Consider the following 24,651-nt stretch of genomic DNA (forward strand, 5'->3'; position numbering starts at 1 on the left):
ATGGACATCAATCTCAGCGACTTGCATTTCCTCCGGCCGCTATGGCTGCTGCTCGCGGTGTTCGGCGCGCTGTTGCCGCTGATCTGGCGCCGCAGCCGTGACCTGCAACGACGGCTACGCGGCAACATCGCCGAACATCTGCTGCCGCACCTGTTGGTCACCCCGCAGGATCATCAACGGCTGCGTCCGGTACATCTGCTCTGCGCGCTGTTGATCCTCGGTGCACTCGCGGCGGCCGGGCCGACCTGGGAGCAGGATCGCCCGGACTTTCTCGAGAATCGCGCGCCGTTGATTGTCGCGGTGGATCTGTCGCCGTCGATGGACGCCAGCGATCTCCAGCCGACGCGCCTGGAAGCGGCCAAACACAAGCTTCACGACCTGATCCAGCGTCGTGCCGGCGCACGCACCGCACTGATCGCCTATGCCGGCAGCGCCCATCTGGTGTTGCCGCCAACTGACGACCCGGCGCTGCTCGACACCTTCATTCAGGCCTTGAGCACCGGTCTGATCGACAAACCGGGCAAGGATGTCGGCGCGGTGATTGATCAAGCCAAGCGCCTGCTCAGTGCCGAGAAAACTCCTGGCAGCCTGCTGCTGATCACCGACGGTGCCGATACCGCGCAACTCGACAGCCTCGACAAACGCCTCAGCGGCAGTCAACTGCAAGTGCTGGTATTGGCGGTGGGCAGTGAGGACGGCGGGATCGTTAACGGTGCCAACGGCCAACCGAAAATCGATAGCAACGGGCGACCGATACTCGGCAGTTTCGATCAAGCGGCAATCAAGCAGTTGGCTTCGGCTGTCGATGCACCGCTCGGCAGCCTGACCCTCAACGACGATGACCTGGACTGGATCGAGTTGCATGCGCAAGCGCACTTTCAGAGTGCCAGCGCCGAACAGCGTGATCTGCACTGGAAAGATGCCGGTTACTGGCTGTGCTGGCCGCTGTTGCTGCTGGCGTTGTTCAGCGTGCGCAAGGGCTGGAGCGTCAACTGGATGCCGGCGTTAATACTGGCCGCAGGCCTTGGCTGGCCATCGGCACCGGCGCAGGCCAATGCCTTGACCGATGCGTTTTTCACCCGTGACCAGCAAGGTCGCTGGGCCTTCGAGCACGAACACTGGCCGCAGGCTGCGGCTCTGTTTGTCGACCCGTACTGGAAAGGTGTCGCCGCCTATCACGCCGCGGACTACGACCTCGCACTCGCGACATTTGCGCGACTGGACACGCCGCAGGCGTACTTCTATCTGGGCAATATCTACGTGCGCCGCTTCAAGTTCGATGAGGCGATAGCCGCCTATACGCAAGCCTTGAAACTGCAACCGCAGTTCGCCGAAGCGACGGCCAATCTGGCGCTGGCGCAGGCTTTGTTGAAAGACACCGAAAGCGCCGAGAAGAATGCACCGCAGACCAAGCCCGACGAGGTGAAATTCGACAAGGCACCGGGCAAGGGCCAGAGCAAAAAAGTTGCGACCGAGCAGGCCGCGTCCGATGCGCTGTGGTTGCAGAACCTGACCACCTCACCGGCGAAGTTTCTCAAGCAGAAGTTCAGCTTGCAGGATCAGCAGGGAGCGAAGCCATGAATCGTCTAAACCCGGCTACTGCCATCGCTGGCAAGCCAGCTCCCACAGGGATTTGCGATGGTTTCACTGGTTTTGTTCACACTGCATCCCCGTGTGGGAGCTGGCTTGCCAGCGATGGGGCCCGGGCAATCACCACAAGATTCGGCGCTTTGCTGCTGACTGGCCTGTTCAGCCTCAACGCCTTCGCCGCCGATCCGCAACTCAAAGTCCAGGCCCACCTGCAACCCGCCGACGGCGCCATGGTCGGCGGTCTGGTCGAGTTGCAAGTCGATGTCCTCACCGACACCTGGTTCACCAGCGGTGCCACCCTGCCCGACCTCAAGCTCGATGGCGCATTGGTGATGCCACCAGACGGCCAGGCCCAACATCTCAATCAAACCATTGACGGCCAGTCCTTCAGCGGTCTGCGCTACAGCTACCTGATCACCCCGAACGTCGCGCAAGGCTTCGACATTCCGGCGCTGACCGTGCGCGCCACACCCGGCCAGGCCACGAAGGAAATCAGCGCACAGAGTCAGCCCGTGCATTTCAGCGCCGCCCAGCCGCCCGGTTTCAAACCCGGGGAAACGCCGCTGGTTGCGACCGGTCTGCGCTTCACGCAAAACATCGTCAACTCGGCGACCCCGCTGAAAGTCGGCGACAGCATTACCCGCCAGTTGACCCTGCAAGCCGACGGCACATTGGCGATGGCGCTCCCCGCACCGGTGCTGGGTGAAGTTGCCGGTTTGAGCCACTATGTGAAAACCCCGCAAGTCACCAGCCTCGATGACGGTCGCGGTGACATTCTGGGTGGGCAGCGCATCGACGCTGTCAGCTACCGCATCGACAAGGCCGGCGCCTACACCCTGCCGGCGATCGCGGTGAAGTGGTGGGATTCGGGCGCCAGACAGACGCGCACCACCCAGGTGCCGGCAGTGACGTTCGAAGCGGCAGCCAACAGCGCTTACAAACCAGTGTTCTCGATCGCCGAGGACCTCAAGCAAATCGGCCAGAATCGCCTGTACTTCTCTGCGCGCTGGCTGGTGTGGTTGACCCTGCTCGTCGTCCTTGTCGGTGCAAGTTATGTCTGCCGTCCGCGAATGACTCGCGCCTGGCAACAATGGCAGACGCGCAAACACGCCAGGCAGCTGGCCTGGGAGCAATCACCTGACTACGCCTGGCAGCACATCAACGGCGAACTTCAAGCCAAGCCGCCACAACTGACGGCGCTGTATCTATGGCTGCGGCGCAGTCGGCTGGGCCTGAAACTGGTCGACGCCGGCCCACGCCTGCAAGGACTGTTACGCGGGCTTTACGGTCGCCAGCCAACCGCCGAGCAAACACTCGTTCAACTGCGCGAATCCTTGACTACGCTTCACAGTCAGGTCCAACAGCAGCAGGTAAAACCGGCGTCAGCCCTGCGCCCGCTCAATCCCGTTCACGAGAAGGATTTCCCATGACGAACCCGATGCTGTACCGCCAACGTTTCGGACTCGCCCTGCTGTTCAGCCTGGCGTTGCCCCTGCTCGCGCAGGCCAGCGAGCCACTGCCATCGTGGAACGACGGGCCAGCCAAAAAGAGCATTATCGAGTTCGTCCAAACGGTCACTGACCAAAGCAGCAAGGACTTCGTCAAACCGGCCGAGCGCATCGCCGTGTTCGATAACGACGGCACCTTGTGGAGCGAGCAGCCGATGTATTTCGAGTTGCTGTTTGCGCTGGACGAGGTCAAACGCACGGCCGCACAGCACCCGGAATGGAAAACCACCCAGCCTTTCAAAGCGGTCCTTGAAAACGACCACAAGGCCCTCGCCGCGGCGGGCATGGATGGCTTATTGAAAATCGTCGGCGCAACCCACACCGGCATGACCACCGAGGCGTTCGACGACTACGCCAAGACCTGGCTCAGTCAGGCACGCCATCCGAAAACCGGCAAGCCCTACACCGAGATGATCTTCCAGCCGATGCTGGAAATGCTCGACTACCTGCGTAAACAGGACTTCAAGACCTACATCGTCTCCGGCGGTGATACGGCGTTCATGCGTGCATTTGCCGAGAAGGTCTACGGCATCCCGCCGGAACAGGTAATCGGCACCACGTTCATCACTTCATTCCAATTCAAGGACGGCCGGGCGTCGATCCTGCGCACACCGAGACTCGCGCACAACGACGATGGCCCGGGCAAACCGGAAAGCATCGAAGCGGTCATCGGTCGGCGGCCGATCCTCGCCTTCGGCAACTCCGACGGTGACCTGCAAATGCTCCAGTGGACTGCCGCAGGTTCCGGCAAGCGTTTCATGGGCCTGGTGCATCACACCGACGCCAAGCGCGAGTGGGCCTATGACCGCAAATCCGATATCGGGCGGCTCGATAAGGCCCTCGACGAAGCAAATTCCCGTGGCTGGACCGTGGTCGACATGGCGTCCGAATGGCGCCGGATCTACCCGTTCGAGTCACCGGTCACCGAGCAGGTGCAATAAGAAAAGCGTGCTGCAGGACTGCAATAAACGTAAGTCGCAATAAACGACCCCCGCGAAAAGGAGCAAGTCAGATGACTCGCATACGCAAGTGGCTACCGAAATTCGCCCTGGTGGCAACCTCGGTGATGGCGCTGTCGGCAACTGCCACAGCGGCTGAAAAACCCAACATTCTGGTGATCTTCGGCGATGACATCGGCCAGACCAACATCAGCGCCTATTCGATGGGCGTTGTGGGCTACAAAACGCCGAACATCGACCGCATCGCCAAAGAAGGCATGATGTTCACCGATTACTATGCGGAGAACAGTTGCACGGCCGGGCGATCCTCGTTCATCACCGGGCAGACGCCACTGCGTACCGGCCTGTCGAAAGTCGGCATTCCGGGCGCCCCCGTGGGCCTGCAAAAGCGCGATATCACCATCGCCCAGGCACTCAAGTCCCAAGGCTACGCCACCGGTCAGTTCGGCAAGAACCACTTGGGCGACAAGGACGAGTACCTGCCGACCAACCACGGTTTCGACGAGTTTTTCGGCAACCTGTATCACCTCAACGCCGAAGAGGAGCCGGAGCGTCCGTACTGGCCCAAGGATGACCCCGACTTCGTCAAGGCAACCTCCCCGCGTGGTGTGATCCACAGTTTTGCCGACGGCAAGATTGAAGACACCGGCGCGTTGACCGCCAAACGCATGGAAACCATCGACGACGAAACCACTGCGGCTGCACAGGCATTCATCGAGAAACAGGCCAAGGCGGACAAACCGTTCTTCGTCTGGATGAACACCACGCGCATGCACTTGTTCACCCACGTGCGTGATTCGATGAAGGGCCAGAGCGGCATGCCCGGCAACGAATACGCGGACGGCATGGTCGAGCACGACGGCGACGTCGGCAAACTGCTGAAAACCCTCGATGACCTGAAAATCACCGACAACACCATCGTCGTCTACACCACCGACAACGGCCCGAACCAGTTCTCCTGGCCGGACGCGGCGACCACGCCGTTCCGCAACGAGAAGAACTCCAACTGGGAAGGCGCGTACCGGGTGCCGGCGATGGTTCGCTGGCCGGGTAAAATCAAACCGGGTGAAGTGTCCAACGAGCTGTTCTCCGGTCTCGACTGGTTCCCGACGCTGCTTGCGGCTGCCGGTGAAACCGATGTGGCGAACAAGTTGCTCAAGGGCTGGGCGCCGACTTCCGGCGGCACCAACTTCAAAGTGCATCTGGACGGCTACAACCAACTGCCTTACCTGACCGGCCAGAGCCCTAAGAGTGAGCGGAAGGAGTTCTACTACTTCAACGATGACGGCGTGCTGGTGTCGATGCGATTCGGCAACTGGAAAGCCGTATTCTGCGAACAGCGTGCACCGGGCGGTTTCAAAGTGTGGAGCGAGCCGTTCGTATGCCTGCGCGTACCGAAAATCTTCAACCTGCGCATGGACCCGTATGAACGTGCCGATATCGTTTCCGACCAGTATTACGACTGGACGACGAAAAACGTTTATCTGACCGAGATGGCCGTAGGCAAGTCCGCAGCGTTCCTGCAGACCTTTGTCGAATACCCGCCAAGCCAGAGACCGGCCAGCTTCAGTGTTGACCAGATCCGTGCTGCGGTAGACGCGAAAATCGCCGAAAAAATGAAATCACAACCTGCACAGTAAGACCGCAAGACTGCCGCCCGCCCTCACCGGCGGGCGGCTTCTATCCCAAACCGGCCGTAACCCTTGCAGGAGCTGCCGCAGGCTGCGATCTTTTGATCCTGATTCTAAAAAAACAAGATCAAAAGATCGCAGCCTTCGGCAGCTCCTACAGGGTGTGCGGTCGGTCATTTTGTATAAGGCAATTCGCATGTCTTCACGTATCGCCAGCAAGTCGTCGGCCGTACCCGTCCCGCACACCGCCACTGCGGCGCTGCTGATTCCCGCGCTGCTGCTGTGCATCTCCGGTGCGGCAGCATTGGTCTATCAGGTGCTGTGGATCAAGCAACTGTCGCTGGTGGTCGGCGTCGAGGTCTACGCGATCACCACCGGCATCAGCGCGTTTTTCGCAGGGCTGGCGATGGGTGGCTGGCTGTTCGGGCGTTGGGCCGATCGCTTGCAGCAGCCAGCGTTGCTGTATGCCGGGCTGGAAGTGCTGGTGGCGATTCTCGGCGTCGGTGCGACGTTTGCCATGAGCCTGGCGGCCAGTCCGTTTGCCTGGCTGCAAGGCCACGTCGGCATCCTCGCGTGGCTGCTGCCGTTTGCCCTGGTGGGCATTCCGGCGGTGTTGATGGGCGGTACGCTGCCGGTGCTGGTGCGTGCGCTGGCGACGGACCCGGGCAAGGCCGGCGGTCAGTTGTATGCGGCGAACACGCTGGGCGCGATTGTCGGCACGTTGCTCGCTGCGTTCGTGTTGATCGCCACCCTCGGTGTGCGCGGCAGTGCGCTGTTTGCAGCGATGCTCAACCTGCTGGCTGCCGTCGGCGCGTTATGGTTTGCCCGGCAACATCCGCTGTCAGTGACCACCCACGTCAAACATCACGCGGAAAAAGCCCCGGATCGCACTGCGCTCTGGTTGTACTCAATCGCCGGCGGCGTAGCGCTGGGCTACGAAGTGGTCTGGTCGCAGTCGATCGTGCAGTTCATGAGCACGCGCACCTATGCGTTTGCCGTGGTGCTGGCGACTTATCTGACCGGGTTATTTATCGGCAGCGCCCTGCTTGCGCGTCGCGTTGAGCGCATCCGCGACCCATGGGGCGTATTCGGTTTGCTGATTGCCGGCGCCGGGCTGATCGCACTGCTGGAGATCGCTGTGCTTGGGCGTTGGCTGGTGATCGCGCAAAGCCAGGCGGAAATGTGGTTGCTGGGTCTCGGCGCCAGTGAGCTGGCCGGCATGAGTGCACGCTTTGCCGTAGCGGCGCTGAGCATCGTATTTGTGCCGACGTTGCTGCTCGGTGCGGCATTCCCGCTGGCCCTGCGCCTGAGTGTTGGTCATGAGCGCGTCGGCCGTGATGTCGGCGCGGTGGTGGCGTTCAATACCCTCGGCGGGATTATCGGCGTGATGCTTTGCGGCTTCCTGTTGATTCCGCTGCTGGGATTGGTGCGTACGCTGGGACTGCTGGCGATTGTCGCGGCGGGCATCGGCTACTTCGCCGTGCGCAAGGGACACCACGTCAAGAAAGGCCGGCGCCAGGCCGTCGTTGCACTGGGACTGGTCTCGGTGGCACTGGCGCTGCTGACCCCGGTCGACAAACTGGCCAGCCTGTTGCCCGGCGCCCGCAACGGCACGTTGGCGTTTTATGAAGAAGGTCGCGGCGGCACCGTCGCGGTGGTTGCCCAAGGGCGCGGCGAAAACACCTTCCATCGTTTGTATATTCAAGGCGTGTCGAACACCGGCGACGCCATGCCATCGCTGCGCTACATGCGCGTCCAAGCCTTGCTGCCGTTGCTGATTCACAACGGTGAGCCGCGCTCGACGCTGGTGATCGGTTTCGGCACCGGTATAACCGCCGGTGCGATGTTGCGTTATCCCGGGCTGGAGCACCGCGTGGTCGCCGAATTGCTGCCGTCGGTGGTCAAGGCTGCGCCGCTGTTCAAAGGCAACTTCAACGCCGCCAGCGATCCCGGCGTCGAGGTACGCCTGCGCGATGGTCGGCAGGAACTGCTGCGCAGCACGCAAGCCTACGACCTGATCACCCTTGAACCACCACCGCCCTCCGCCGCCGGCGTGGTCAATCTGTATTCACGCGACTTCTACCAGTTAGCGGCGAGTCGTCTGGAGCAACAAGGCATCGTCGCGCAATGGCTGCCGCTGCCGACGCAGAACATCGACGACTCGCGTTCGCTGGTGCGCAGTTTCCTTGACGTGTTCCCGTACGCCTCGCTGTGGACCAGCGAGTTCCACGAGATGTTGCTGGTCGGCTCAATGCAGCCGATGCAACTCGACGCGGCGAAAATCACCGCACGATTCCAGCAGGACAGCGTACGGAGCACCTTGCAGGATGTCGGCATCGGTTCTGCGGCTGCCCTGCTCGCAACGTGGGTCACTGATCGCGCCGGGCTTGAACGCTTTGCCGCCGATGCCCTGGCGGTGACCGATGATCAGCCGCGCATCGAATACGCGCCGTGGGTGCGCAGCAAGGAGATCACGCGAGTGCTGCCAGCGTTGCTGGACCTGTATCAGGCGCCGCCGCTGGTGAATGCCGATGCCGGCTTCAACGAGCGCATGGAAACCCATCGCCAGCGTCTGATGCAATTTTACCGGGCGAGCCTGCATGCGTATGACGGCGATCGGGATGCGTGGGGACGGGACATGCGCGAGGTGATGCGCTGGGAGGGTGCGAATCCGTATTTCCGCTGGTTTACCGGGCAATGAATCAGCGCCTGATCCACCGATGAACCTGATAAACCAATCCTGTAGGAGCTGCCGCAGGCTGCGATCTTTTGATCTTTTGATCTTTTGATCTTTTGATCTTTTGATCTTTGGTCTGTTGAACAGCAAGATCAAAAGATCGCAGCCTGCGGCAGCTCCTACATGGGGGTGTGGTTATTTGGATTCGGACTTGAGCTTCAGATACATCTGGTGCATATCCACCGCCCAGCCGTCGATCACCGCTTTGACATCGCTGGCCTTCATCACCTGCGAGTCATTTTCCAGTGGCTTGCCGGTGCCTTTGCGCACCACCTGCGCCACGACCTTGTTGCTGCCGCCATCGAGGAATACCGCCTCGGTGGCCAGGGTGGTTTCCTGATCGCGGATGCCGCTGGCGGTACTGACGGCGGCAGCGACCAGCGCAATCGGGATCACTTCATAAGCATGCAGGCCTTCGGTCTTGCTGCTGACGGCGGTAATGGCCGGACGCACCACGATCACACCAGGACCGGGGCCGGTGGCCAGCGGCAACGATTTGCCGATTTCACGCTTGAGTGCCTGATCGTAGTAACTGGTGATGCCGTTGAGGGTCTGCTGCGGAATCTTCGCGGTCGGCTGCGGCTTGGGATAGAGCTGGCTTGGTTCGATGTAGACACTGGTGTACTTGTTGATGTCGAATTTAGGGTCCATCCAGCGCATCACCTCGGCACCGGACGGTGACTTGGCCTCCTTCAGTTGGCTGTAGTCCTTGAGGAAGCCCGAATACTCTTTCGGGTCGACGGTTTTGCTGGAGCAGCCCACTACGGCGAGGGTGGCAAAACACAGCGTGCCCATCATTACTGCTAGCTTCATGCTGTAACTCCTGTCAGAAGGCCGAAAACTTTGCCTGGGGGAGTTACAGGTATAGCTAAAACCTCAGCATTTGCGATTGCAAATTACAAAATTCACGCAAGCCTGAGCGACAGATCACAACCGTCATTTGACAGACGCCGGTCATCCGGCAAAGCTGCACCGAGCTTGAACGCACGCCAGTCGGCAAATGCACCTGGACTACGGAAGTCGCAATGCCCAAGCATAAAAATAAAGCAGCACAACCTGACCCTGATTCGACTCGATCTCCACTATCAAAGTATCTGTTCCCGATCACCATTGGCGTGCTGCTGGCCGCCGTGGCGGGGATCGGCTGGTTTCTGTTCAGCCCGGCTCCGGCGACAAAGCCGACCAAGGTGGCGCCGATCCGTGCGCCGGCACCAACGCCGCCCAAGCCGCAACCGGTCGCACTGCAACCGGCAACGATGGTCGACGAACAACAATGCCAGGGCTGCCACACCGAGCAGTTCAAAGACTGGCAAGGCTCGCATCACCAGTTGGCGATGCAGCCGGCGAACGCTGAAACGATGCTCGGCGATTTCAACAACATCACCTTCAAAGCCGAAAACGAGACCACACGTTTCTCGCGCAAGGGCGATCAGTTCTGGGTCAATACGCCAGGCATCGACGGCAAGAATGCCGACTTTAAAGTCGCCTACACCTTCGGCATTGCACCGTTGCAGCAATACTTGATCGAGGTCGGCGAAGGCCGCTTGCAGGCGCTCGGTGTGGCGTGGGATACCGAGAAGCATCGCTGGTTCCACCTCTATCCCGGCCAGGGCGTCAACTTCAAGAATCCGCTGCACTGGAGCAAGCCGAGCCAGAACGCCAACTTCATGTGCGTCGAGTGCCACACCACCGGCTTCAAGCGCCATTTCGATGCCGCGAGCAACACGTTCAACAGCCAGTGGAACAGTCTCGGTGTCGGCTGTCAGGCCTGTCACGGACCGGCGTCCAATCACCTCGAATGGACGGCGAAAAAAACCGACTTGATCCATCAGGGTTTCGACGTCGATCTCAAGGATAAAAACGCCACGGTCGAAATCGAAAGCTGCGCCCGCTGCCATGCGCGGCGCGCGCCGCTGGGCGATGGCTACACGGTCGGCAAGCGCTTGATGGACGATTACCTGCCAAGCACCCTCACCCGCGAACTGTATGCGCTGGACGGCAAGATCAAGGATGAAGTGTTCGAACACGGCTCGTTCCTGCAAAGCAAAATGTTCGACAAGGGGGTGCGTTGCAGCAATTGCCACAACCCGCACAGCAGCGAACTGAAAGCACCGGGCAACGCGGTGTGTCTGCAATGTCACAACACGGCCGGCAAGACTTCGGTCGAAGGCGTTGACGGTAAAGGCCTGCAAGCGAAGAACTACGACTCCATCGAACACACCCGTCACACCATGGGCCAACCCGGTTCGCAGTGCGTCGATTGTCACATGCCCGGCAAGTTCTATATGGGCAACGACTTCCGGCATGACCACAGCTTCAGCATTCCCAACCCGGAACGCGCGCAGAAGCTCGGCACGCCGGACGCCTGCCTGACCTGTCACCAGGGTAAGGCCGGCGACAAGGTCACCGCGCAATTCAAGCTGTGGAGCGCCTCCACCGCGGCGCAGGCGCCGCGCTACGACGAAAGCCTGTGGCTGATCCGTAATGGCCAGCCCGGCGCTGCCGACGCGCTATATCAGCAGTTACAACGCAGCGATCTGCCGGCAATCCAGCGCGCAACGTTGCTCGCGGAACTGCCGCTGTATCCAAGTGAGCAGGCTTTGAAACTGGCGACACAGGACCTGAAAAATCCGCAGCCACAGGTTCGCGAAAGTGCGGTGCGGGCGATCAGTGCCTTCCTTCCGCCACCGGAACGCGCGCCGCTGCTGACACCGCTGTTGGCCGACCCGGTGAAAGCCGTGCGCATTGTTGCCGCGCGGGATCTGCTCAGTGTCGCGCGTAATGGCCTGGGCACTGCGCAAGCCAATTGGCAAGCGGCAATTGGCGAATACGAGGCGGTACAGAAAAGCCTGCTGGAACGCGCCGAAGCCAATCTGAACCTGGCAATGCTCTATCAGGCCAGTGGCCGCAGTGGCGAGGTTGAAGGCTTGCTGCGCTCGGCGCTCAAGCGCGATGCGGACTTCTACCCGGCGCTGGTGACTTTGGTGCAATGGCTGGAGAGCAATGGTCGCGGTGGTGAAGCGCAAAAACTGCTGGCTGACAGCCTCAAGGAACACCCGGACGCAGCGTTGTTGCAGCACACTCAAGGGTTATCGCTGATCCGCGCCGGCAAGGCTGGCGAGGCCATGGCACCGCTGCGCAAAGCCGCGCAACTGGAGCCGCAGAACGCCCAGTACGGGTATGTGCTGGCGGTGGCGCTGCATGAAAGTGGCAAGGTCGATGAGGCCTGCGCCATCCTCGAAGGCTTGCTCAAGGCGCAACCGGCGAACCGCAATGCACGGTTGTCGCTGATCCAGTGGTATCTCGACAGTGGGCAGGAACCCAAAGCACAAATACTGCTGCAGGGCTGGAAGAAAATGAACATGGGCGATCCCGCGCTGAAATAACCCACATCCCCCCTGTAGGAGCTGCCGCAGGCTGCGATCTGTTGATGTTGGTCTTTAAGATCAACAGATCGCAGCCTGCGGCAGCTCCTACAGGGGTATGGGTTTTACCAGGAGGATTCGCCGCTGCGCAGGGCGATTTCGCGGCGGCTGTGGATGCGCATCGCCTTGATCAGCGACACCGTGCCGACCATCAATATCGCCGCGCCAAACAGGAAATCGATGTTGTACAGCTGGAAGTCCTGCACCGGCCCGATCAACAGCCCGCGCACCACGGCAACGCCGACCAGTGTGGCAAGGAAGTCGATCCCTGGCGCGTCGCGATAGAACACCAGCATCAGCGGCAGGCACAGCACCAGCAGAAGCATCAGCACGACCATCTTGAACGAACCTTTGCGCTCGACGCTGAAGGCACATTCGTGCGGCCCGTAGGCCTTGTAATCTTCGTCGCGGATCATCGGGTTTTGCTCGTTGATGTAATCGACGCGGTTGTACTTCTGGATCGGCGTGAAAGTATTGGACATCTCCATCAGCGTGGTGATGTTCTTGAAACGCAGGTCGATGCGTTCGCTGCCCTTGAGGTAATAGAGCACCGGTTTGTAGCCGTAGCGATAAGTGTCGAACGGGAATTCGCTGACCTGGCCCTGAACGCCGATCGGGCGCGATTCGAGTTGCGTGTAGGCACTTTTGTTGGTCGCCGAGAGGTTGCGACTCAGTGGCTGGAGCTTCACTTGTTCGAGGAAGATCGGCGTGGCGCCGTAGGTCCACTGCAACGGTTCCAGACGCAGGCGCAGTTCGTTGCGGCTGAGGTCATAACGGTTGAAGGTGCGTTCGGAGACCACCAGCGAACCGCTGAGCATGAACTCGCCGCGCAGGTTGTTGGTGACGCGCAAGGTCAGTTGATCCTTGCCCAGCGACGCCGCTTCGTTGGACGGCGGCGTGCCGCACCACGCGGTACTTTCGCCGGCAGCGCCGAGCTGACCGTCGCGGCTTTCCTTGAACACATAAAAGTAACTGGCCCACAGCGTCACCATTAACAGCAATGCTGTGAGACCGAGGATTTTTTTGCCCGGACTCACTGATCAGACTCCCTTCTTCGGTTCCATCGTCCAGCCGAAAACCCGCTGGCGACGGCGACTCTACCAAAAGGCCATCACTGACCCAAGGGAAAATGCCCAATCCATGAGGTTTCTAAGGGTTTCCCCGGTGCGTAATAACGACATAAAACCTCTGTGGCGAGGGGGCTTGCCCCCGTTCGGCTGCGCAGCAGTCGCAAACCCGGTTGCTGTCAAATGACTGACACACCGCATGTACCGGGGACAGAGGCTACTTCGTAGCCTGACGGGGGCAAGCCCCCTCGCCACAAAAGCACGGCATGACCCCTGTAGGAGCTGCCGCAGGCTGCGATCTTTTAAAGCGTCAGCGTCTTCGGAACAGTGGGCGTGGTTCGATGACTGAGCGGCCGTAGAGTACGCTCATGCCAGCCAACCCCTTCAGTGCATCCTCGGCAGACTTGTCCTCACGCACGGCAAAACTGTCAAAACCGCACTGGCGCATGTGGCTGAGCTGATCGCGCAACACATCGCCAATCGCGCGCAACTCGCCGGTCCAGCCGAACCGACTGCGCAGCAGATAGGCCTGGCTATACGCCCGACCATCACGAAAACTCGGGAAATCCAGCGCGATCAGCGGCAACGAACCTAGCCACGGCACCAGACTTTCCACGTCATCGTCCGGGCCGAGCCACACGGCGTGGGTCGCGGGTGATTGCAGCCAATGCGCCAGGGGCAAAATCAGCAGCGCCGAAGGCCTGGCCGCCAAAGGATCACGCACCAGCGTCCACGGATCATCGTGCACCAGCCGCGCCACACCCTGCTCCAGCCGCAGCAAATTGTTCATGCCATTGCCTCCAGCGTCTTCGGGTAGACCCGTTCCTTGAACGGCTCGAGGCCAATCCGCGCGACGGTGTCGACAAACAATTCTTCGTGCTCGCGATAACGGACAAAGGTGCCGATGATCCGCTCGATCACCTGCGGCACCTCGGCGGCGCTGAACGACGGGCCGATCACTTTACCCAGCGCACTGTTTTTGCCCTGTGCGCCGCCCAGGGTGATCTGGTACCACTCGCTGCCATTCTTGTCGACGCCGAGGATGCCGATATTGCCGATGTGGTGATGCCCACAGGCGTTCATGCAACCGGAGATGTTCAGGCTGATATCGCCCAAGTCGTGCAGGTAATCGAGGTTATCGAAACGTGCCTGGATCGCCTGGGCAATCGGGATCGACTTGGCATTCGCCAAGGCGCAGAAATCGCCGCCGGGGCAGGCAATGATGTCGGTGAGCAAGCCGACGTTAGCGCTGCCCAGATCGTGTTTGCACGCCAATTGCCACAGGGCATGCAGTTCGGATTTCGGCACATCCGGCAGGACGATGTTCTGCTCGTGGGCAATACGAATCTCGCCGAAACCGAAACGCTGCGACCAGTCGGCCACCGCCAGCATCTGCGCACCGGTGACGTCCCCCGGCGGCGAAGCCATGCCCGGTTTGGTCGACAGCACCACACTGGTGTAACCCGCCACCTTGTGCGGCTGCACATTGCGCGCGACCCAACGCGCGAACGCCGGGCTCTCGGCCAGGCGCGTGCCGAAATCCAGATCGGTGTCGGCCAGCACGCGGTAAGTCGGCGGTACGAAGGCACTGGCTACCCGCTGGTATTCAGTCTCGGTCAACTGCGCCGGACCGTCCTTGAGGTGCTGCCATTCCTCTTCGACTTCCCTGGCGAACGCCTCGATGCCGAGTGCCTTGACCAGAATCTTGATTCGCGCCTTGTACTTGTTGTCGCGCCGACCATGGCGGTTGTACACGCGCAAAACGGCCTCGACGTACGACAGCAGATGCTGCCACGGCAAACCTTCGCGGATTTGCAAACCGAGGATCGGCGTACGCCCCAAACCACCGCCGACGATCACCCGCAGGAGCATTTGCCCGTCGCGAGCGGGGTAAAGATACAGGCCGATGTCGTGCATCATGATCGCCGCGCGATCCTGCTTCGCCGAGCAGATGGCGATCTTGAATTTACGCGGCAGAAACAGGAACTCCGGGTTGATCGTCGACCACTGCCGGAGGATCTCGGCCAGCGGTCGCGGGTCGATCAGCTCATCTGCCGCAACCCCGGCAAACGCTTCCGTGGTGATGTTGCGCACGCAGTTGCCGGAGGTCTGGATCGCGTGCATGTTGACCTGAGCAAGGCGTTCGAGGATGTCCGGCACCTCGGCCAGTTCGATCCAGTTGAACTGCATGTTCTGCCGCGTGGTGAAGTGGCCGTAACCGCGGTCGTAATCGCTGGCAATGCTCGCCAATGTGCGCATCTGCTCGGCGCTGAGTGTGCCGTAAGGAATCGCCACCCGCAGCATGTACGCGTGTTTTTGCAGGTACAGGCCGTTTTGCAGGCGCAGCGGCAGAAACTCCTCTTCGCTCAATTCCCCGGCCATGAAGCGCTCGACCTGATCGCGAAACTGCGCGACGCGCTCGAACACCAGCGCCCGGTCGTAATCATCGTATTGATACATGCACACCTCATCAGAATTGATCACGGATCAAAACTGTGGGAGCGAGCCTGCTCGCGAATGCGGAGTGTCAGGCAACGGATTTGTTGTCTGACACTCCGCATTCGCGAGCAGGCTCGCTCCCACAGAATTTTCCCAGACTATGGCCGAACGGCGCAGCACGTTACAGATTCACCTGAAGTCATAAAAACCATATCAGGCCGCGGCAGAACGCCGCAGCCAGCACTTCAATCTGATCCGCACAAATGAACAATTCCTGAGCCTGTTTTGTTTCCGGCGGGGTTTCTACAGTGCAGCTCATGCCAGACCGGGTGGCCTGGCAAGACTTTGCAACCGTGGATGAACTGACGATGAGCACAGCAACAATCGGACAGGCTTATAACTACAAGGTCGTCCGCCAATTCGTCATTGCGACGATTTTCTGGGGTGTGGTGGGCATGGCGATGGGCGTGTTGATCGCCTCGCAACTGGTGTGGCCGGAGATGAACCTGGACCTGCCATGGACCACTTTCGGCCGCTTGCGCCCTTTGCACACCAGCCTGGTGATTTTCGGCTTCGCCGGCAGCGCACAATTCGCTGCGAGTTACTACGCGGTGCAGCGCACCTGCCAGGTGCGGCTGTATTCGGACACCCTCGCCGCGTTCACCTTCTGGGGCTGGCAATCGGTGATCGTGATTATGCTGATCACCTTGCCGATGGGCTACACCACCACCAAGGAATACGCCGAGATCGAGTTCTCCGGCGCGGTGTGGATGGCCGTCGTTTGGGTCGCCTATGCCGTGGTGTTCTTCACCACCGTGGTGCAGCGCAAGACCAAACACATCTACGTCGGTAACTGGTTTTTCGGCGCGTTCATTCTGGTGATCGCCATGCTCCATGTGGTCAATCACCTGTCGATCCCGGTCGACTGGTTCAAGTCATATCCGGTGTATGCCGGCGCCACCGATGCGATGGTGCAGTGGTGGTATGGGCACAACGCGGTGGGCTTTTTCCTCACCACCGGGTTCCTCGGGATGATGTATTACTTCGTGCCGAAGCAGGTCAATCGGCCGGTGTATTCGTACCGGTTGTCGATCGTGCATTTCTGGGCGCTGATCACCCTGTACATCTGGGCCGGCCCGCACCATTTGCACTACACCGCGCTGCCGGACTGGGCGCAATCGCTGGGCATGGCCATGTCGCTGATCCTGCTGGCACCAAGCTGGGGCGGGATGATCAACGGCATGATGACCTTGTCCGGTGCCTGGCATAAGTTGCGCACTGACCCGATTTTGCGCTTCCTCGTGTTGTCGCTGGCGTTCTACGGCATGTCGACATTCGAAGGGCCGATGATGGCGATCAAGACCGTCAATGCCCTCTCCCACTACACCGACTGGACCATCGGCCACGTGCACGCCGGGGCCTTGGGCTGGGTGGCGATGATCACCTTCGGCGCGACCTATCACATGGTGCCGAAAGTCTTTGGCCGCGAGCAGATGTACAGCACGCCGCTGATCAACCTGCACTTCTGGCTGGCAACCATTGGCACCGTTTTGTACATTGCCTCGATGTGGGTCAACGGCATCACCCAGGGCCTGATGTGGCGGGCGATCAACGAAGACGGCACGCTGACCTATTCGTTTGTCGAAGCGCTGCAGGCCAGTCATCCGGGGTTCATCGTGCGCTTTGCCGGCGGGGTGTTCTTCCTCACCGGGATGTTGCTGATGGCTTACAACGTCTGGCGCACGGTGCGGGTTGCCGACGTGGCGCTGGCCCACCGTGAAGCGCAGATCGCCTGAGGCAGGGAGCCGGACGTGACGGATATTTTTTTCAATGTGCTGGGCGTGGTGTTTCTGTGGCTGGCGGTCGAGTACTGCTTGCGGCGCGAGACGGCGGACAGCCTCGATGAGGCGAGCATGGTGCCGTTTGCCGATGACCCGGAGGTGGCACGGCGGGTTGAGCTGGCCACGGGTAAACCGGTGAAAGCGGTGGCGCCGGAAGTGGCGAAGCCGGGCTGGATCAATCTGGAGATGTGAGGCGTGTCAGGTGGGCTGCCCTCACCCTAGCCCTCTCCCAGAGGGAGAGGGAACTGAGCGAGTTGATCATTCGAGTTACACCGACCTGAAATATCAAGTCGAACTCAGGTTTTGGCCATCCCCCAATCGGCTCCCTTTACCCCCTCTCCCCCTTGGGGGCGGTCCGACGTTTCGGGAGAGTTGGGGTGAGGGGGTAAGCTCTTGATCTTAACCGCGCTCGCGCGGAATCAAACTCTGCAACTGCTGCGCCAGAAAGTTCGCATCAAAGGCAAATGTATCCGGATCCTTCAGGCCATTGGTCTTGCGCCACTGCCACTCGCCATTTGGCAGGCCGACCAGTGAAATGCTGCCATAACGCGCCGCCGTCAGCCCCATCACCGCAAGCGAGATCTGCCCTGCACTGCCCATCACATCCGGCACGAACTCCACCGGTTTGCCGGCAATCACAATGCTCAGCTTTTCTGTTTTGAAGGTCGAAGTTTCCACCGGCGTACTCGGCCCGAACGCAACATACGCCTCGCGGCTCACCTCCAGCAGATTCGGTGCCTGCACCGGTTCCAGCCATTGCTGAATCTCCCCGAACAGCGCGGTAATCCGTGTGGCCCATGCCGCGGATTGCGTTTCGAACAGTTGCTTCTTGTGCGCTTCACTTTCGGCATAGTGACGAAGCATCTCGCCCAGTTGCTGTACGTCGTTCATTGCGGTGTTCCTCGTAAAGGACCTGCGAAGCGTAATAGTGGCAGATCCCGGTCACGGCGTACGTTTAAGCTGCGAATCGCGCTGAAGCAGCACACCTGAGTGAAAGATCGACGGTACAGTCAGTGGCCGCTGGCATCGCACCGCGAACAGAAGGAAACTGCGGGCAGAGCTGAACGTTCGACACCGACATTTGCCAGAGGAAATCCAATGCGCACCATCGGCCTTATCGGCGGCATGAGCTGGGAGTCCAGCGCCGAATATTATCGCCTGATCAACCAACAGGTCCGGGATCGTCTCGGCCCGCTGCGCTCAGCGCAGATGCTCATGTACAACGTCGACTTCGGCCCGGTCGAACAGGCTCAGCACGCCGGGCGTTGGGATGATGCGGCGGCGATTCTGGTGAAGGCCGCGCGCAGCCTTGAAGCCGGCGGTGCGGAGTGTGTGGTGCTGTGTACCAACACCATGCACAAGGTGGCGGAGCAGATTCAGGCGGCGATCAGTATCCCATTCCTGCACATTGCCGAACCGGCTGCACACGCCGCGCTGGCCATTGACGCGCGCACCGTAGGCCTGCTTGGCACGGCGTTCACCATGGAGCAGGATTTCCTCAAGCAACGCCTGATCGCTCAGGGTTTGACGGTACTGGTGCCGGACGAAGCCGAGCGCAAAGAGGTGCACCGGATCATCTACGACGAACTCTGTGTCGGTGTGATCAGTGAACCGTCGCGGCAAATCTATCAGCGGGTGATCGAATCGCTGACCGCGCGTGGCGCCCAGGCAATCATCCTCGGCTGCACCGAAATCGGCATGCTGATCAAACCTGAACACAGCGCCCTGCCCCTGCTCGACACCACCGAGCTGCATGCGCAGTCGGCGGTGGCGTTCGCGCTCGGCGACTGACTCAGGTTTTCGCACGAGTGCGCAGGCGGGCCATGCTCAGGGTGTCGACCCAGTGCCCGTCGCGCACGGCGTAGTCGCGGAACAGGCCTTCGGTTTCGAAGCCGAATTTCTGATAGAGACCGATCGCCGCTTCGTTATCGGCATAGACCGTGAGTTCGACACGGTGCAGATTCATCCAGTTGTCGGCGACGTCGAGGGCGGCGGCCAGCAACGTCGAACCGACACCCTTGCCCTGCCACGCCACCGCGACCGCCATGCCGAAACTGCCGGCGTGCGCCCGGCGCATCCGCGAGTGGGCTTCGAGGCCGAGATTGCCGATCACCACGCCCTGATGCAGCGCCACCAGTTTCACCGCGCGTTCATTGTCTGCCAGCAGGCGTTGCCGCCAGACCTCGGTGGACTGGAACGGCATCTGCAACACCTGCCGTGCCACGGCCGGATCGTTGTAGAGCGCGGTGATGCCCTCGATGTGCGATTCGTTGAAGCGTTCGAGGTGAATGGCGGGATTGTGCTCAGGCATGGCTGATCCTTCCTGGATCGATGTGTGACCGTCCACTCTAAACCGCCCACCTCAACACATACAAACGGTAGGAGCTGCCGCAGGCTGCGATCTTTTGATCTTGATCTTGATCTTGATTTTTAATTTTAGAAAAAACAGATCAAAAGATCGCAGCCTGCGGTAGCTCCTACAGGGGTGGTTATTCGAACCATTCGTGGCGTTCGTTGAAGGTGTGGTGGATGAGGTCCAGCAGGGTTTGCACTTCGGTGATCTCTTGCGATTCGGCATTCACCGCCAGCCAGGCCTGCAATTGCATCGGTTCAGCGAACAGCCCCGGCAGCGCGATCAGGCCCCGATCGAAGCGGCTCATGTAGGCCGGCAACAACCCGATGCAGGCGCTGCAGCGGATCATCTCCAGCATCAATTCGTAGGACTGCATCTGCACCACCCCGGCCAGACGCTGTTCGACCAGTTCATTCCACGGCCGGAAGCTGTCGATCTGCCGATCATGTTGCCATTGCACGAGCATGAAGTCAGCGAGGTCGTCGGGGGTGTCCGGGCGTGCGGTGACGCGGGAGTAGCGCTTGGCAATGTGAGGCAGGTAATCAAGCTTCGCCAGGCGTTGCGGTTTGCCAATGGCGAACGTCGGCCCGGGGTAAGGCGTATCGCCGTGGGCCAGCCACAGGACGATGTCGGCACTCACTGCACGCAGCGACAGTTCGCTGTCCAGCGCGATGATTTCCAGGCGCACGCTGGCGTTGCGGCGCAGCAGTGCGATGAGGTCGCGGCCGAGGATGTCGTGCAGGATCGACTCGGCGACGGCGAGGCGAATCAAGGGTTGTTCGATCACCGGCAGTTTGCGTTCGTTGGCCAGCGCGACGAGTTTGGCCTGCAGTTGTTGGCCTTCACGGGTAAGGCTCAAGGCGCTGCCTTGAAAGCTGAACAGTGAATGCTCGAGTTCCTGCTCAAGTTGCGCCAGCTGTTTGCGCAGCAGGGTCGAACGCACATTGAGGCTACGCGCCGCCTGCATGAAACAGCCACAGCGGGCGCTGACCAGAAAATACTGCGCAATATCGCCATCGATCGCGGCAGCCTGTATCAGCCAGGAATCGCCCTTGTCCTGCGCCCAGCGATACTCGGCGCTGCCCTGTCGTCCTGCGGGTTCGGTGAATGACATCGATGACTCCCTGTCGATCTTTGTATTTGTCGTTACGCAGCTCCCCTGTAGGAGTGAGCCTGCTCGCGATAGCGGTGGGTCAGGTAAGTCAATGTCAATTGACAGGCCGCTATCGCGAGCAGGCTCACTCCTACAGGGGGCAATGTGTGTCAGTTGCCGAGGACTTTGTTCAGTTCAGCACCATCAATGCTCAGCGTCGCGGTGTTGAGCATGCCGTCCAGGTAGGCCTGGGCGATTTGCTCCTGACGTTGCGCACGCAAGGCCTGGGTCAGTTGATCGCGCAGTTCATCGAGGGTCGCAGTGCGCGCCGGTTGTTGCTCGGTGAGTTTGATCACGTGGAAACCGGCAGCACTTTGCAGCGGATCGGAAACCGCACCGACCTTGAGTCGTGCCACGGCGCCACGCACTTCCGGCACCAATTGCTGCAAAGGTTGCAGCCCACTATCACCGCCGCGCTCAGCAGTGACGCGATCCTGCGAATATTGAGTCGCCAGTGCAGCAAATTCCACCGGCGTCGCCTGAGCTTTTTTGCTCAATTCGGCAGCCTGTTTGCGCACCGCTTCAACAGCCTGAGGATCACTCACGCCGAGGAAAATCTGACTGACCCGATACAGCGCCGGGGTCTGCCAGTTCGCTTTGCCGGCGTCATACGCCTGCTGCAACTCGGCGGCACTCGGATACTCCGCCGGCACCTCGCTGACCGAACGCAAATAATCGCGAAAGACGATCTGCTCGCTCGCGGCACGCGTTTGCCGCGCCACGTCCGGGCGCTGCGCCCAGCCTTGCGCATCGGCCTGCTCCAGCACCGCTTTCTCGGCCAGACGGGTACGGATCCAGCGCTCCAGCGCTTGGCGATTACCGCGCAATTGTTCGCGGGTCTCGGCTGGAACCGATGCGAGCAACGCCTGCAACTCCTCCGGCGTCACCTGCTGATTGCCCAACCGTGCCAGCGCCGGCCCGCCGGCAATCGCCGCCAGCGGCGACGATTGCTGGGCGGCGACCGGGTCATTGCCCGGTCGCACCACCAGCGCCACGGCCACCACCAACAGCGCCACCGCAGCGGCGCTGATCACCATGGCAGGCTTTTTCACAGCGCGACTTCCTCTTCTTCGGCCACCGCGACTTTCGCGGTTTGCGCTGCACCGGCCTGGGTGAAATCACGCAGATAAACGATGAATTCCTGCAACAGGCGATCCCACAATTCCAGATTGCCGCGCAGGTGATCGTTGCTCACACCGGCGGCCACCACCACGTCCATTTCCATCACCAGAAACTCGCCCTGCAACGACAACCGCGCGAAACGCCGCGTGGCGTTCCACTGCTCGGCCACACCCTGCGGCAACTCACCCTGCACGCGCAGCGCACAGCTGAAGGTGAAGTCGACGTAGCTGCCCTGCTCCACCGCCGCATTGCCGAAACGCACGGCGTAACCAATGCCCTGGCTGGCGCTGAGCAGCTGGACGATGCCGTTCTGCTCGGTTTCGTTAACGCGATAACCGGCGGCTTGCAGGACTTCGGTCAGGGATTTTGGCGATACGTGGGAGATCAATTGAGTCATCGTTTCTTCCTTGTTTATCCGTCTTTTAAATCAGTGCGAGAGCGCGGCTTGCGGCGCGTCGAATTGAGTCTTGTAAAGGTCATCGCCGAACCCCTGGGCCAGTTCATCGAACTTGACCCGGGCGCTGCCCGCGAAGGGCTGGCGGATCTTCATCACCTCGGCCACATCGATGTTTTCGTAGGCGGTGAGGATCTGTTTGGCGACGCCGTACATCTGCTGATTCTTGACTGAACATTGCTGCACTTGTGTGTCACGTTCAGTCAATTGCGCTTGAAGCTTAGACCGTTCTGCTTCTTTGGCACGGGCCATCACCAGCAAGTCGTCATAGGCTTTCTTGAACTTGCCGGTCTGCTCGGCGCTGGCCGCCACTTGCGCCTGAGCCTGGCTGTGCAGGCTCTGTTGCTGCCCGGAAAGCTGCTCGGCGAGGCCTTTGGCCTTGGCCAGTTCAGCGCTCAATTGCTTGATTTGCGCCTGCGCCGCCTTGACCTCGTTCTGCGCCGCCAGTTGTGCAGCGCTGGCCTGGGCCTGCTGGCTTTGCAGTGCCTGCAACTGCTGGGCGGTGCTGCGCAACTGGGTGCGCAAGCGCTCTTCCATGCCTTCGGCATTCGCCCCGGTGGCGATCAACAATCCAAGCCCAAGCGATAACAAACGCGTTTTCATAACCCTCTCCCGGCGCCTTAGAAGCGCGTGTTGAGCTCAAGCTGCAAGACGTCGATGTCGAACGGCGCGCCGTACACCGCTTCGGTACTCATCCAGCGACCCGTCGCATAAACGTTCTTCGCCAGACCGTAGTTGCCGCCGATGAAATAGCCCTTGGCGTTGGTGCCGCCGAGGTGGAACGAGGAGTCGTTGAAGCCGTCCGGCAAGGCATCCGGCTGGATGTATTTGTAGCCGGCGAACAGGTTCCAGTCGCCCTGCTTCTTCAGCTCCAGCGCGCTGCCGAGGGTGAACTGCACCATCCATGCATTGGCACCGCTTTCGATGTTGCCGTTGCTGTCGAGGTTGTTGACGATCTGCCCGGCAGAACGCTTGCGCATCTCGCCTTCGTCGTAGCTGAGGTTGTGGATGTAGTTGCCCTGGCTGCGCAACTTGAAATCTTCCGGCAAGTCGGCGTCCCACACCACGTTCAGATCCAGCAGGTTGAACTCGGAGGCCAGGCCAACGAATTGCGGCTGTGGCGTGGTGCTCGGGTTGAGCGGGTTCGGGGTGATGTCGCGCAGCAGGAACACGCTGTTGCCCTTCTGCATGAACGCCGCGCGGGTGCCGTCGCTGTCGCAACCCGGTGCGCCGGCCCACGGTTCGCAAGGGCTGGAACGTTCGCCCTGGATGTCGTCGAAACGGTAGTAAGCCAGTGCGCCCTTCAAGCGGTTGTTGCTGTTGATCGCCCACTTGGCGCCGACCTGTGCGCCGTACAACCACTTGTTGTCGCTCTCTTCCTTGTCGAAGCCGTTGCTGCTGGTGGTGTCGTTGGTGTAATCCACCGGGAACGCGCCGACAGTACCGAACACACCCCAATCGCGGTTGAGCTTGTGGTCGAAGATCGCCGCCACGCCGTCGAAATTCAAGTCGTTGGAATAGAGCATGTCGGTGGACATGAACGGGTTGGCGAAGCGCCCGCCAGTCAGGGTCAGTTCATCCGTCGGCTTCCAGTTCAGGTAACCCTGATCGAGCCAGATGTCCTTCTTGGCGAAACCGCCGCCGAGGCTTTGCGTGGTCGACACCGGGTTGTTGTCCGAGCCGGTGCCGATGCGAATACCGGCGGTCCATTCCGGCGAGATCACCGCTTTCATGCCCAGCCGTGCGCGGATACGGAACTGATTGGTGCGGTCTTCGCGGGTGTTGAGCAGCGGCGGCAGACTGGTGCTGCTGTTCGGATTGACGTCGTACGGGCCGTTGTTGTTGAGCTTGGCGAAGTCGACGATTTCGTTGCTGTTGGTATCCGAGTAGTAGCGCGATTCATCACGCAGACGAATGTCGCCATCAAAACTGATGCGCGAAGCCCAGTCCGGGAAGGTGTTGGGCGCGGCCCAGTTTTCCTGTTTGGCGGTGGCCATGACTTCGGCTTTGACCTGATCGCGGATCTGGTCGCGCACCGCTGCCGGCACGTATTGCACTCGCACATCACCCGGCGCCGCCACTGGCCCGGCCGCAACAGCGGTGGACGCCGCAGCCTGCTTGGCTTGGGCGGCTTCATTTTGTGCCTGGGCAATCAATGCGTCGGCCTTGTCCTGTTTCAAAATGCCCTGCTCGACCAGCAAGCGGATCAGATTGATCGTGGCGTTCTCCGAAGGCGCGGGCGCAGGCGCTGCCACGGCCTGACCGACCAGGGTCGCAACGACCATGCCGACCGCCAGGGACAATCGATTCACGTTGGAAATCATCTGCACACAACTCCTTTTGGCAAAGCTTGAAGGCTTGGCAATAAATAT

General features: G+C 60.6%; 20 protein-coding genes. 9 read left to right on the forward strand and 11 right to left on the reverse strand.

All coding sequences use genetic code 11. From position 1 onward, the window contains the following. The 5 genes from QOL84_RS06500 (at position 1) to QOL84_RS06520 (ending at position 8,389) form a co-directional block, all read left to right on the forward strand. Positions 1 to 1,581, forward strand: coding sequence for a VWA domain-containing protein (locus QOL84_RS06500; protein WP_283436630.1), 1,581 nt, complete (start codon positions 1 to 3; stop codon positions 1,579 to 1,581). Then, entirely contained in the window at positions 1,578 to 3,020 is a 1,443-nt protein-coding gene (locus QOL84_RS06505; RefSeq protein WP_283436631.1) for a hypothetical protein, read from the forward strand. The genes QOL84_RS06500 and QOL84_RS06505 overlap by 4 nt, the downstream gene beginning before the upstream one ends. After that, the gene (locus QOL84_RS06510; protein ID WP_283436632.1) at positions 3,017 to 4,039 is read left to right on the forward strand and encodes an HAD family hydrolase; all 1,023 of its coding nucleotides are present in this window, start codon (positions 3,017 to 3,019) and stop codon (positions 4,037 to 4,039) included. Before QOL84_RS06505 ends, QOL84_RS06510 begins: the two co-directional genes overlap by 4 nt. A 71-nt stretch (positions 4,040 to 4,110) precedes the next feature. Then, the gene (locus tag QOL84_RS06515; protein ID WP_283436633.1) at positions 4,111 to 5,697 is read left to right on the forward strand and encodes an arylsulfatase; all 1,587 of its coding nucleotides are present in this window, start codon (positions 4,111 to 4,113) and stop codon (positions 5,695 to 5,697) included. Between the two features lie 187 nt (positions 5,698 to 5,884). Continuing rightward, complete coding sequence (locus tag QOL84_RS06520; RefSeq protein ID WP_283436634.1) at positions 5,885 to 8,389, forward strand: fused MFS/spermidine synthase; 2,505 nt, start codon at positions 5,885 to 5,887, stop codon at positions 8,387 to 8,389. A gap of 171 nt (positions 8,390 to 8,560) precedes the next feature. Here QOL84_RS06520 and QOL84_RS06525 read toward each other — a convergent pair whose 3' ends face one another. Further along, positions 8,561 to 9,238 (reverse strand): DUF3313 domain-containing protein, encoded by a 678-nt coding sequence (locus tag QOL84_RS06525; RefSeq protein ID WP_283436635.1) that lies wholly within the window; start codon positions 9,236 to 9,238, stop codon positions 8,561 to 8,563. A 212-nt stretch (positions 9,239 to 9,450) separates the two neighbouring features. Between QOL84_RS06525 and QOL84_RS06530 the strand changes: the two genes are divergently transcribed. Next, positions 9,451 to 11,811: a tetratricopeptide repeat protein gene (locus QOL84_RS06530; RefSeq protein ID WP_283436636.1), complete on the forward strand. Its 2,361-nt coding sequence runs from the start codon at positions 9,451 to 9,453 to the stop codon at positions 11,809 to 11,811. Positions 11,812 to 11,915: 104 nt separating this feature from the next. Here QOL84_RS06530 and QOL84_RS06535 read toward each other — a convergent pair whose 3' ends face one another. The 3 genes from QOL84_RS06535 to QOL84_RS06545 form a co-directional block, all read right to left on the reverse strand. Beyond that, positions 11,916 to 12,887, reverse strand: coding sequence for a hypothetical protein (locus QOL84_RS06535; protein WP_283436637.1), 972 nt, complete (start codon positions 12,885 to 12,887; stop codon positions 11,916 to 11,918). A 340-nt stretch (positions 12,888 to 13,227) separates the two neighbouring features. Further along, a complete protein-coding gene (locus QOL84_RS06540; RefSeq protein ID WP_283436638.1) occupies positions 13,228 to 13,707 on the reverse strand; it encodes a DUF934 domain-containing protein in 480 nt (159 codons plus the stop codon). Next, positions 13,704 to 15,377, reverse strand: a complete 1,674-nt coding sequence (locus QOL84_RS06545; protein WP_283436639.1) for a nitrite/sulfite reductase — start codon at positions 15,375 to 15,377, stop codon at positions 13,704 to 13,706. The genes QOL84_RS06540 and QOL84_RS06545 overlap by 4 nt, the downstream gene beginning before the upstream one ends. A 347-nt stretch (positions 15,378 to 15,724) precedes the next feature. On the opposite strand from QOL84_RS06545, the gene ccoN reads away from it, so the two are divergent. Both ccoN and QOL84_RS06555 read left to right on the forward strand, forming a co-directional pair. Then, complete coding sequence (gene ccoN / locus QOL84_RS06550; RefSeq protein ID WP_129393361.1) at positions 15,725 to 17,152, forward strand: cytochrome-c oxidase, cbb3-type subunit I; 1,428 nt, start codon at positions 15,725 to 15,727, stop codon at positions 17,150 to 17,152. A gap of 15 nt (positions 17,153 to 17,167) precedes the next feature. Then, positions 17,168 to 17,389, forward strand: coding sequence for a cbb3-type cytochrome c oxidase subunit 3 (locus tag QOL84_RS06555; RefSeq protein WP_283436640.1), 222 nt, complete (start codon positions 17,168 to 17,170; stop codon positions 17,387 to 17,389). A 207-nt stretch (positions 17,390 to 17,596) separates the two neighbouring features. Here the strand turns inward: QOL84_RS06555 and QOL84_RS06560 are convergent, their stop codons facing one another. Continuing rightward, complete coding sequence (locus QOL84_RS06560; RefSeq protein ID WP_283436641.1) at positions 17,597 to 18,088, reverse strand: hypothetical protein; 492 nt, start codon at positions 18,086 to 18,088, stop codon at positions 17,597 to 17,599. Between the two features lie 207 nt (positions 18,089 to 18,295). Here QOL84_RS06560 and QOL84_RS06565 point away from each other — a divergent pair, with 207 nt between their 5' ends. Then, positions 18,296 to 18,988, forward strand: coding sequence for an aspartate/glutamate racemase family protein (locus tag QOL84_RS06565; protein ID WP_283436642.1), 693 nt, complete (start codon positions 18,296 to 18,298; stop codon positions 18,986 to 18,988). 1 nt (position 18,989) lies between these two features. Here QOL84_RS06565 and QOL84_RS06570 read toward each other — a convergent pair whose 3' ends face one another. From QOL84_RS06570 to QOL84_RS06595, 6 genes are all read right to left on the reverse strand, one after another. Continuing rightward, the gene (locus QOL84_RS06570) at positions 18,990 to 19,508 is read right to left on the reverse strand and encodes a GNAT family N-acetyltransferase (RefSeq protein ID WP_283436643.1); all 519 of its coding nucleotides are present in this window, start codon (positions 19,506 to 19,508) and stop codon (positions 18,990 to 18,992) included. 178 nt (positions 19,509 to 19,686) lie between these two features. Further along, positions 19,687 to 20,664, reverse strand: a complete 978-nt coding sequence (locus QOL84_RS06575; RefSeq protein ID WP_283436644.1) for a LysR family transcriptional regulator — start codon at positions 20,662 to 20,664, stop codon at positions 19,687 to 19,689. 149 nt (positions 20,665 to 20,813) lie between these two features. Beyond that, positions 20,814 to 21,755 carry a peptidylprolyl isomerase gene (locus tag QOL84_RS06580; protein WP_283436645.1) on the reverse strand — a complete coding sequence of 314 codons (942 nt, stop codon included), beginning with the start codon at positions 21,753 to 21,755 and terminating at the stop codon, positions 20,814 to 20,816. Next, positions 21,752 to 22,222 (reverse strand): YbjN domain-containing protein, encoded by a 471-nt coding sequence (locus QOL84_RS06585; protein WP_283436646.1) that lies wholly within the window; start codon positions 22,220 to 22,222, stop codon positions 21,752 to 21,754. The genes QOL84_RS06580 and QOL84_RS06585 overlap by 4 nt, the downstream gene beginning before the upstream one ends. Before the next feature lie 30 nt (positions 22,223 to 22,252). After that, positions 22,253 to 22,882: a DNA repair protein gene (locus QOL84_RS06590; RefSeq protein ID WP_283436647.1), complete on the reverse strand. Its 630-nt coding sequence runs from the start codon at positions 22,880 to 22,882 to the stop codon at positions 22,253 to 22,255. 17 nt (positions 22,883 to 22,899) lie between these two features. Then, positions 22,900 to 24,603 (reverse strand): putative porin, encoded by a 1,704-nt coding sequence (locus QOL84_RS06595; RefSeq protein ID WP_283436648.1) that lies wholly within the window; start codon positions 24,601 to 24,603, stop codon positions 22,900 to 22,902. Positions 24,604 to 24,651: the final 48 nt, after the last annotated feature.

Origin of the sequence: Pseudomonas helmanticensis (assembly GCF_900182985.1) — a bacterium.
Classification (GTDB): domain Bacteria; phylum Pseudomonadota; class Gammaproteobacteria; order Pseudomonadales; family Pseudomonadaceae; genus Aquipseudomonas; species Aquipseudomonas helmanticensis.

Bases quoted from the DNA above. Each gene is read 5' to 3' on its own strand.
- QOL84_RS06500 (WP_283436630.1), top strand. From the start codon at position 1: ATGGACATCAATCTCAGCGACTTGCATTTCCTCCGGCCGCTATGGCTG.
- QOL84_RS06505 (WP_283436631.1), top strand. From the start codon at position 1,578: ATGAATCGTCTAAACCCGGCTACTGCCATCGCTGGCAAGCCAGCTCCC.
- QOL84_RS06510 (WP_283436632.1), top strand. From the start codon at position 3,017: ATGACGAACCCGATGCTGTACCGCCAACGTTTCGGACTCGCCCTGCTG.
- QOL84_RS06515 (WP_283436633.1), top strand. From the start codon at position 4,111: ATGACTCGCATACGCAAGTGGCTACCGAAATTCGCCCTGGTGGCAACC.
- QOL84_RS06520 (WP_283436634.1), top strand. From the start codon at position 5,885: ATGTCTTCACGTATCGCCAGCAAGTCGTCGGCCGTACCCGTCCCGCAC.
- QOL84_RS06525 (WP_283436635.1), bottom strand. From the start codon at position 9,238: ATGAAGCTAGCAGTAATGATGGGCACGCTGTGTTTTGCCACCCTCGCC.
- QOL84_RS06530 (WP_283436636.1), top strand. From the start codon at position 9,451: ATGCCCAAGCATAAAAATAAAGCAGCACAACCTGACCCTGATTCGACT.
- QOL84_RS06540 (WP_283436638.1), bottom strand. From the start codon at position 13,707: ATGAACAATTTGCTGCGGCTGGAGCAGGGTGTGGCGCGGCTGGTGCAC.
- QOL84_RS06545 (WP_283436639.1), bottom strand. From the start codon at position 15,377: ATGTATCAATACGATGATTACGACCGGGCGCTGGTGTTCGAGCGCGTC.
- ccoN (WP_129393361.1), top strand. From the start codon at position 15,725: ATGAGCACAGCAACAATCGGACAGGCTTATAACTACAAGGTCGTCCGC.
- QOL84_RS06560 (WP_283436641.1), bottom strand. From the start codon at position 18,088: ATGAACGACGTACAGCAACTGGGCGAGATGCTTCGTCACTATGCCGAA.
- QOL84_RS06565 (WP_283436642.1), top strand. From the start codon at position 18,296: ATGCGCACCATCGGCCTTATCGGCGGCATGAGCTGGGAGTCCAGCGCC.
- QOL84_RS06570 (WP_283436643.1), bottom strand. From the start codon at position 19,508: ATGCCTGAGCACAATCCCGCCATTCACCTCGAACGCTTCAACGAATCG.
- QOL84_RS06575 (WP_283436644.1), bottom strand. From the start codon at position 20,664: ATGTCATTCACCGAACCCGCAGGACGACAGGGCAGCGCCGAGTATCGC.
- QOL84_RS06585 (WP_283436646.1), bottom strand. From the start codon at position 22,222: ATGACTCAATTGATCTCCCACGTATCGCCAAAATCCCTGACCGAAGTC.
- QOL84_RS06590 (WP_283436647.1), bottom strand. From the start codon at position 22,882: ATGAAAACGCGTTTGTTATCGCTTGGGCTTGGATTGTTGATCGCCACC.
- QOL84_RS06595 (WP_283436648.1), bottom strand. From the start codon at position 24,603: ATGATTTCCAACGTGAATCGATTGTCCCTGGCGGTCGGCATGGTCGTT.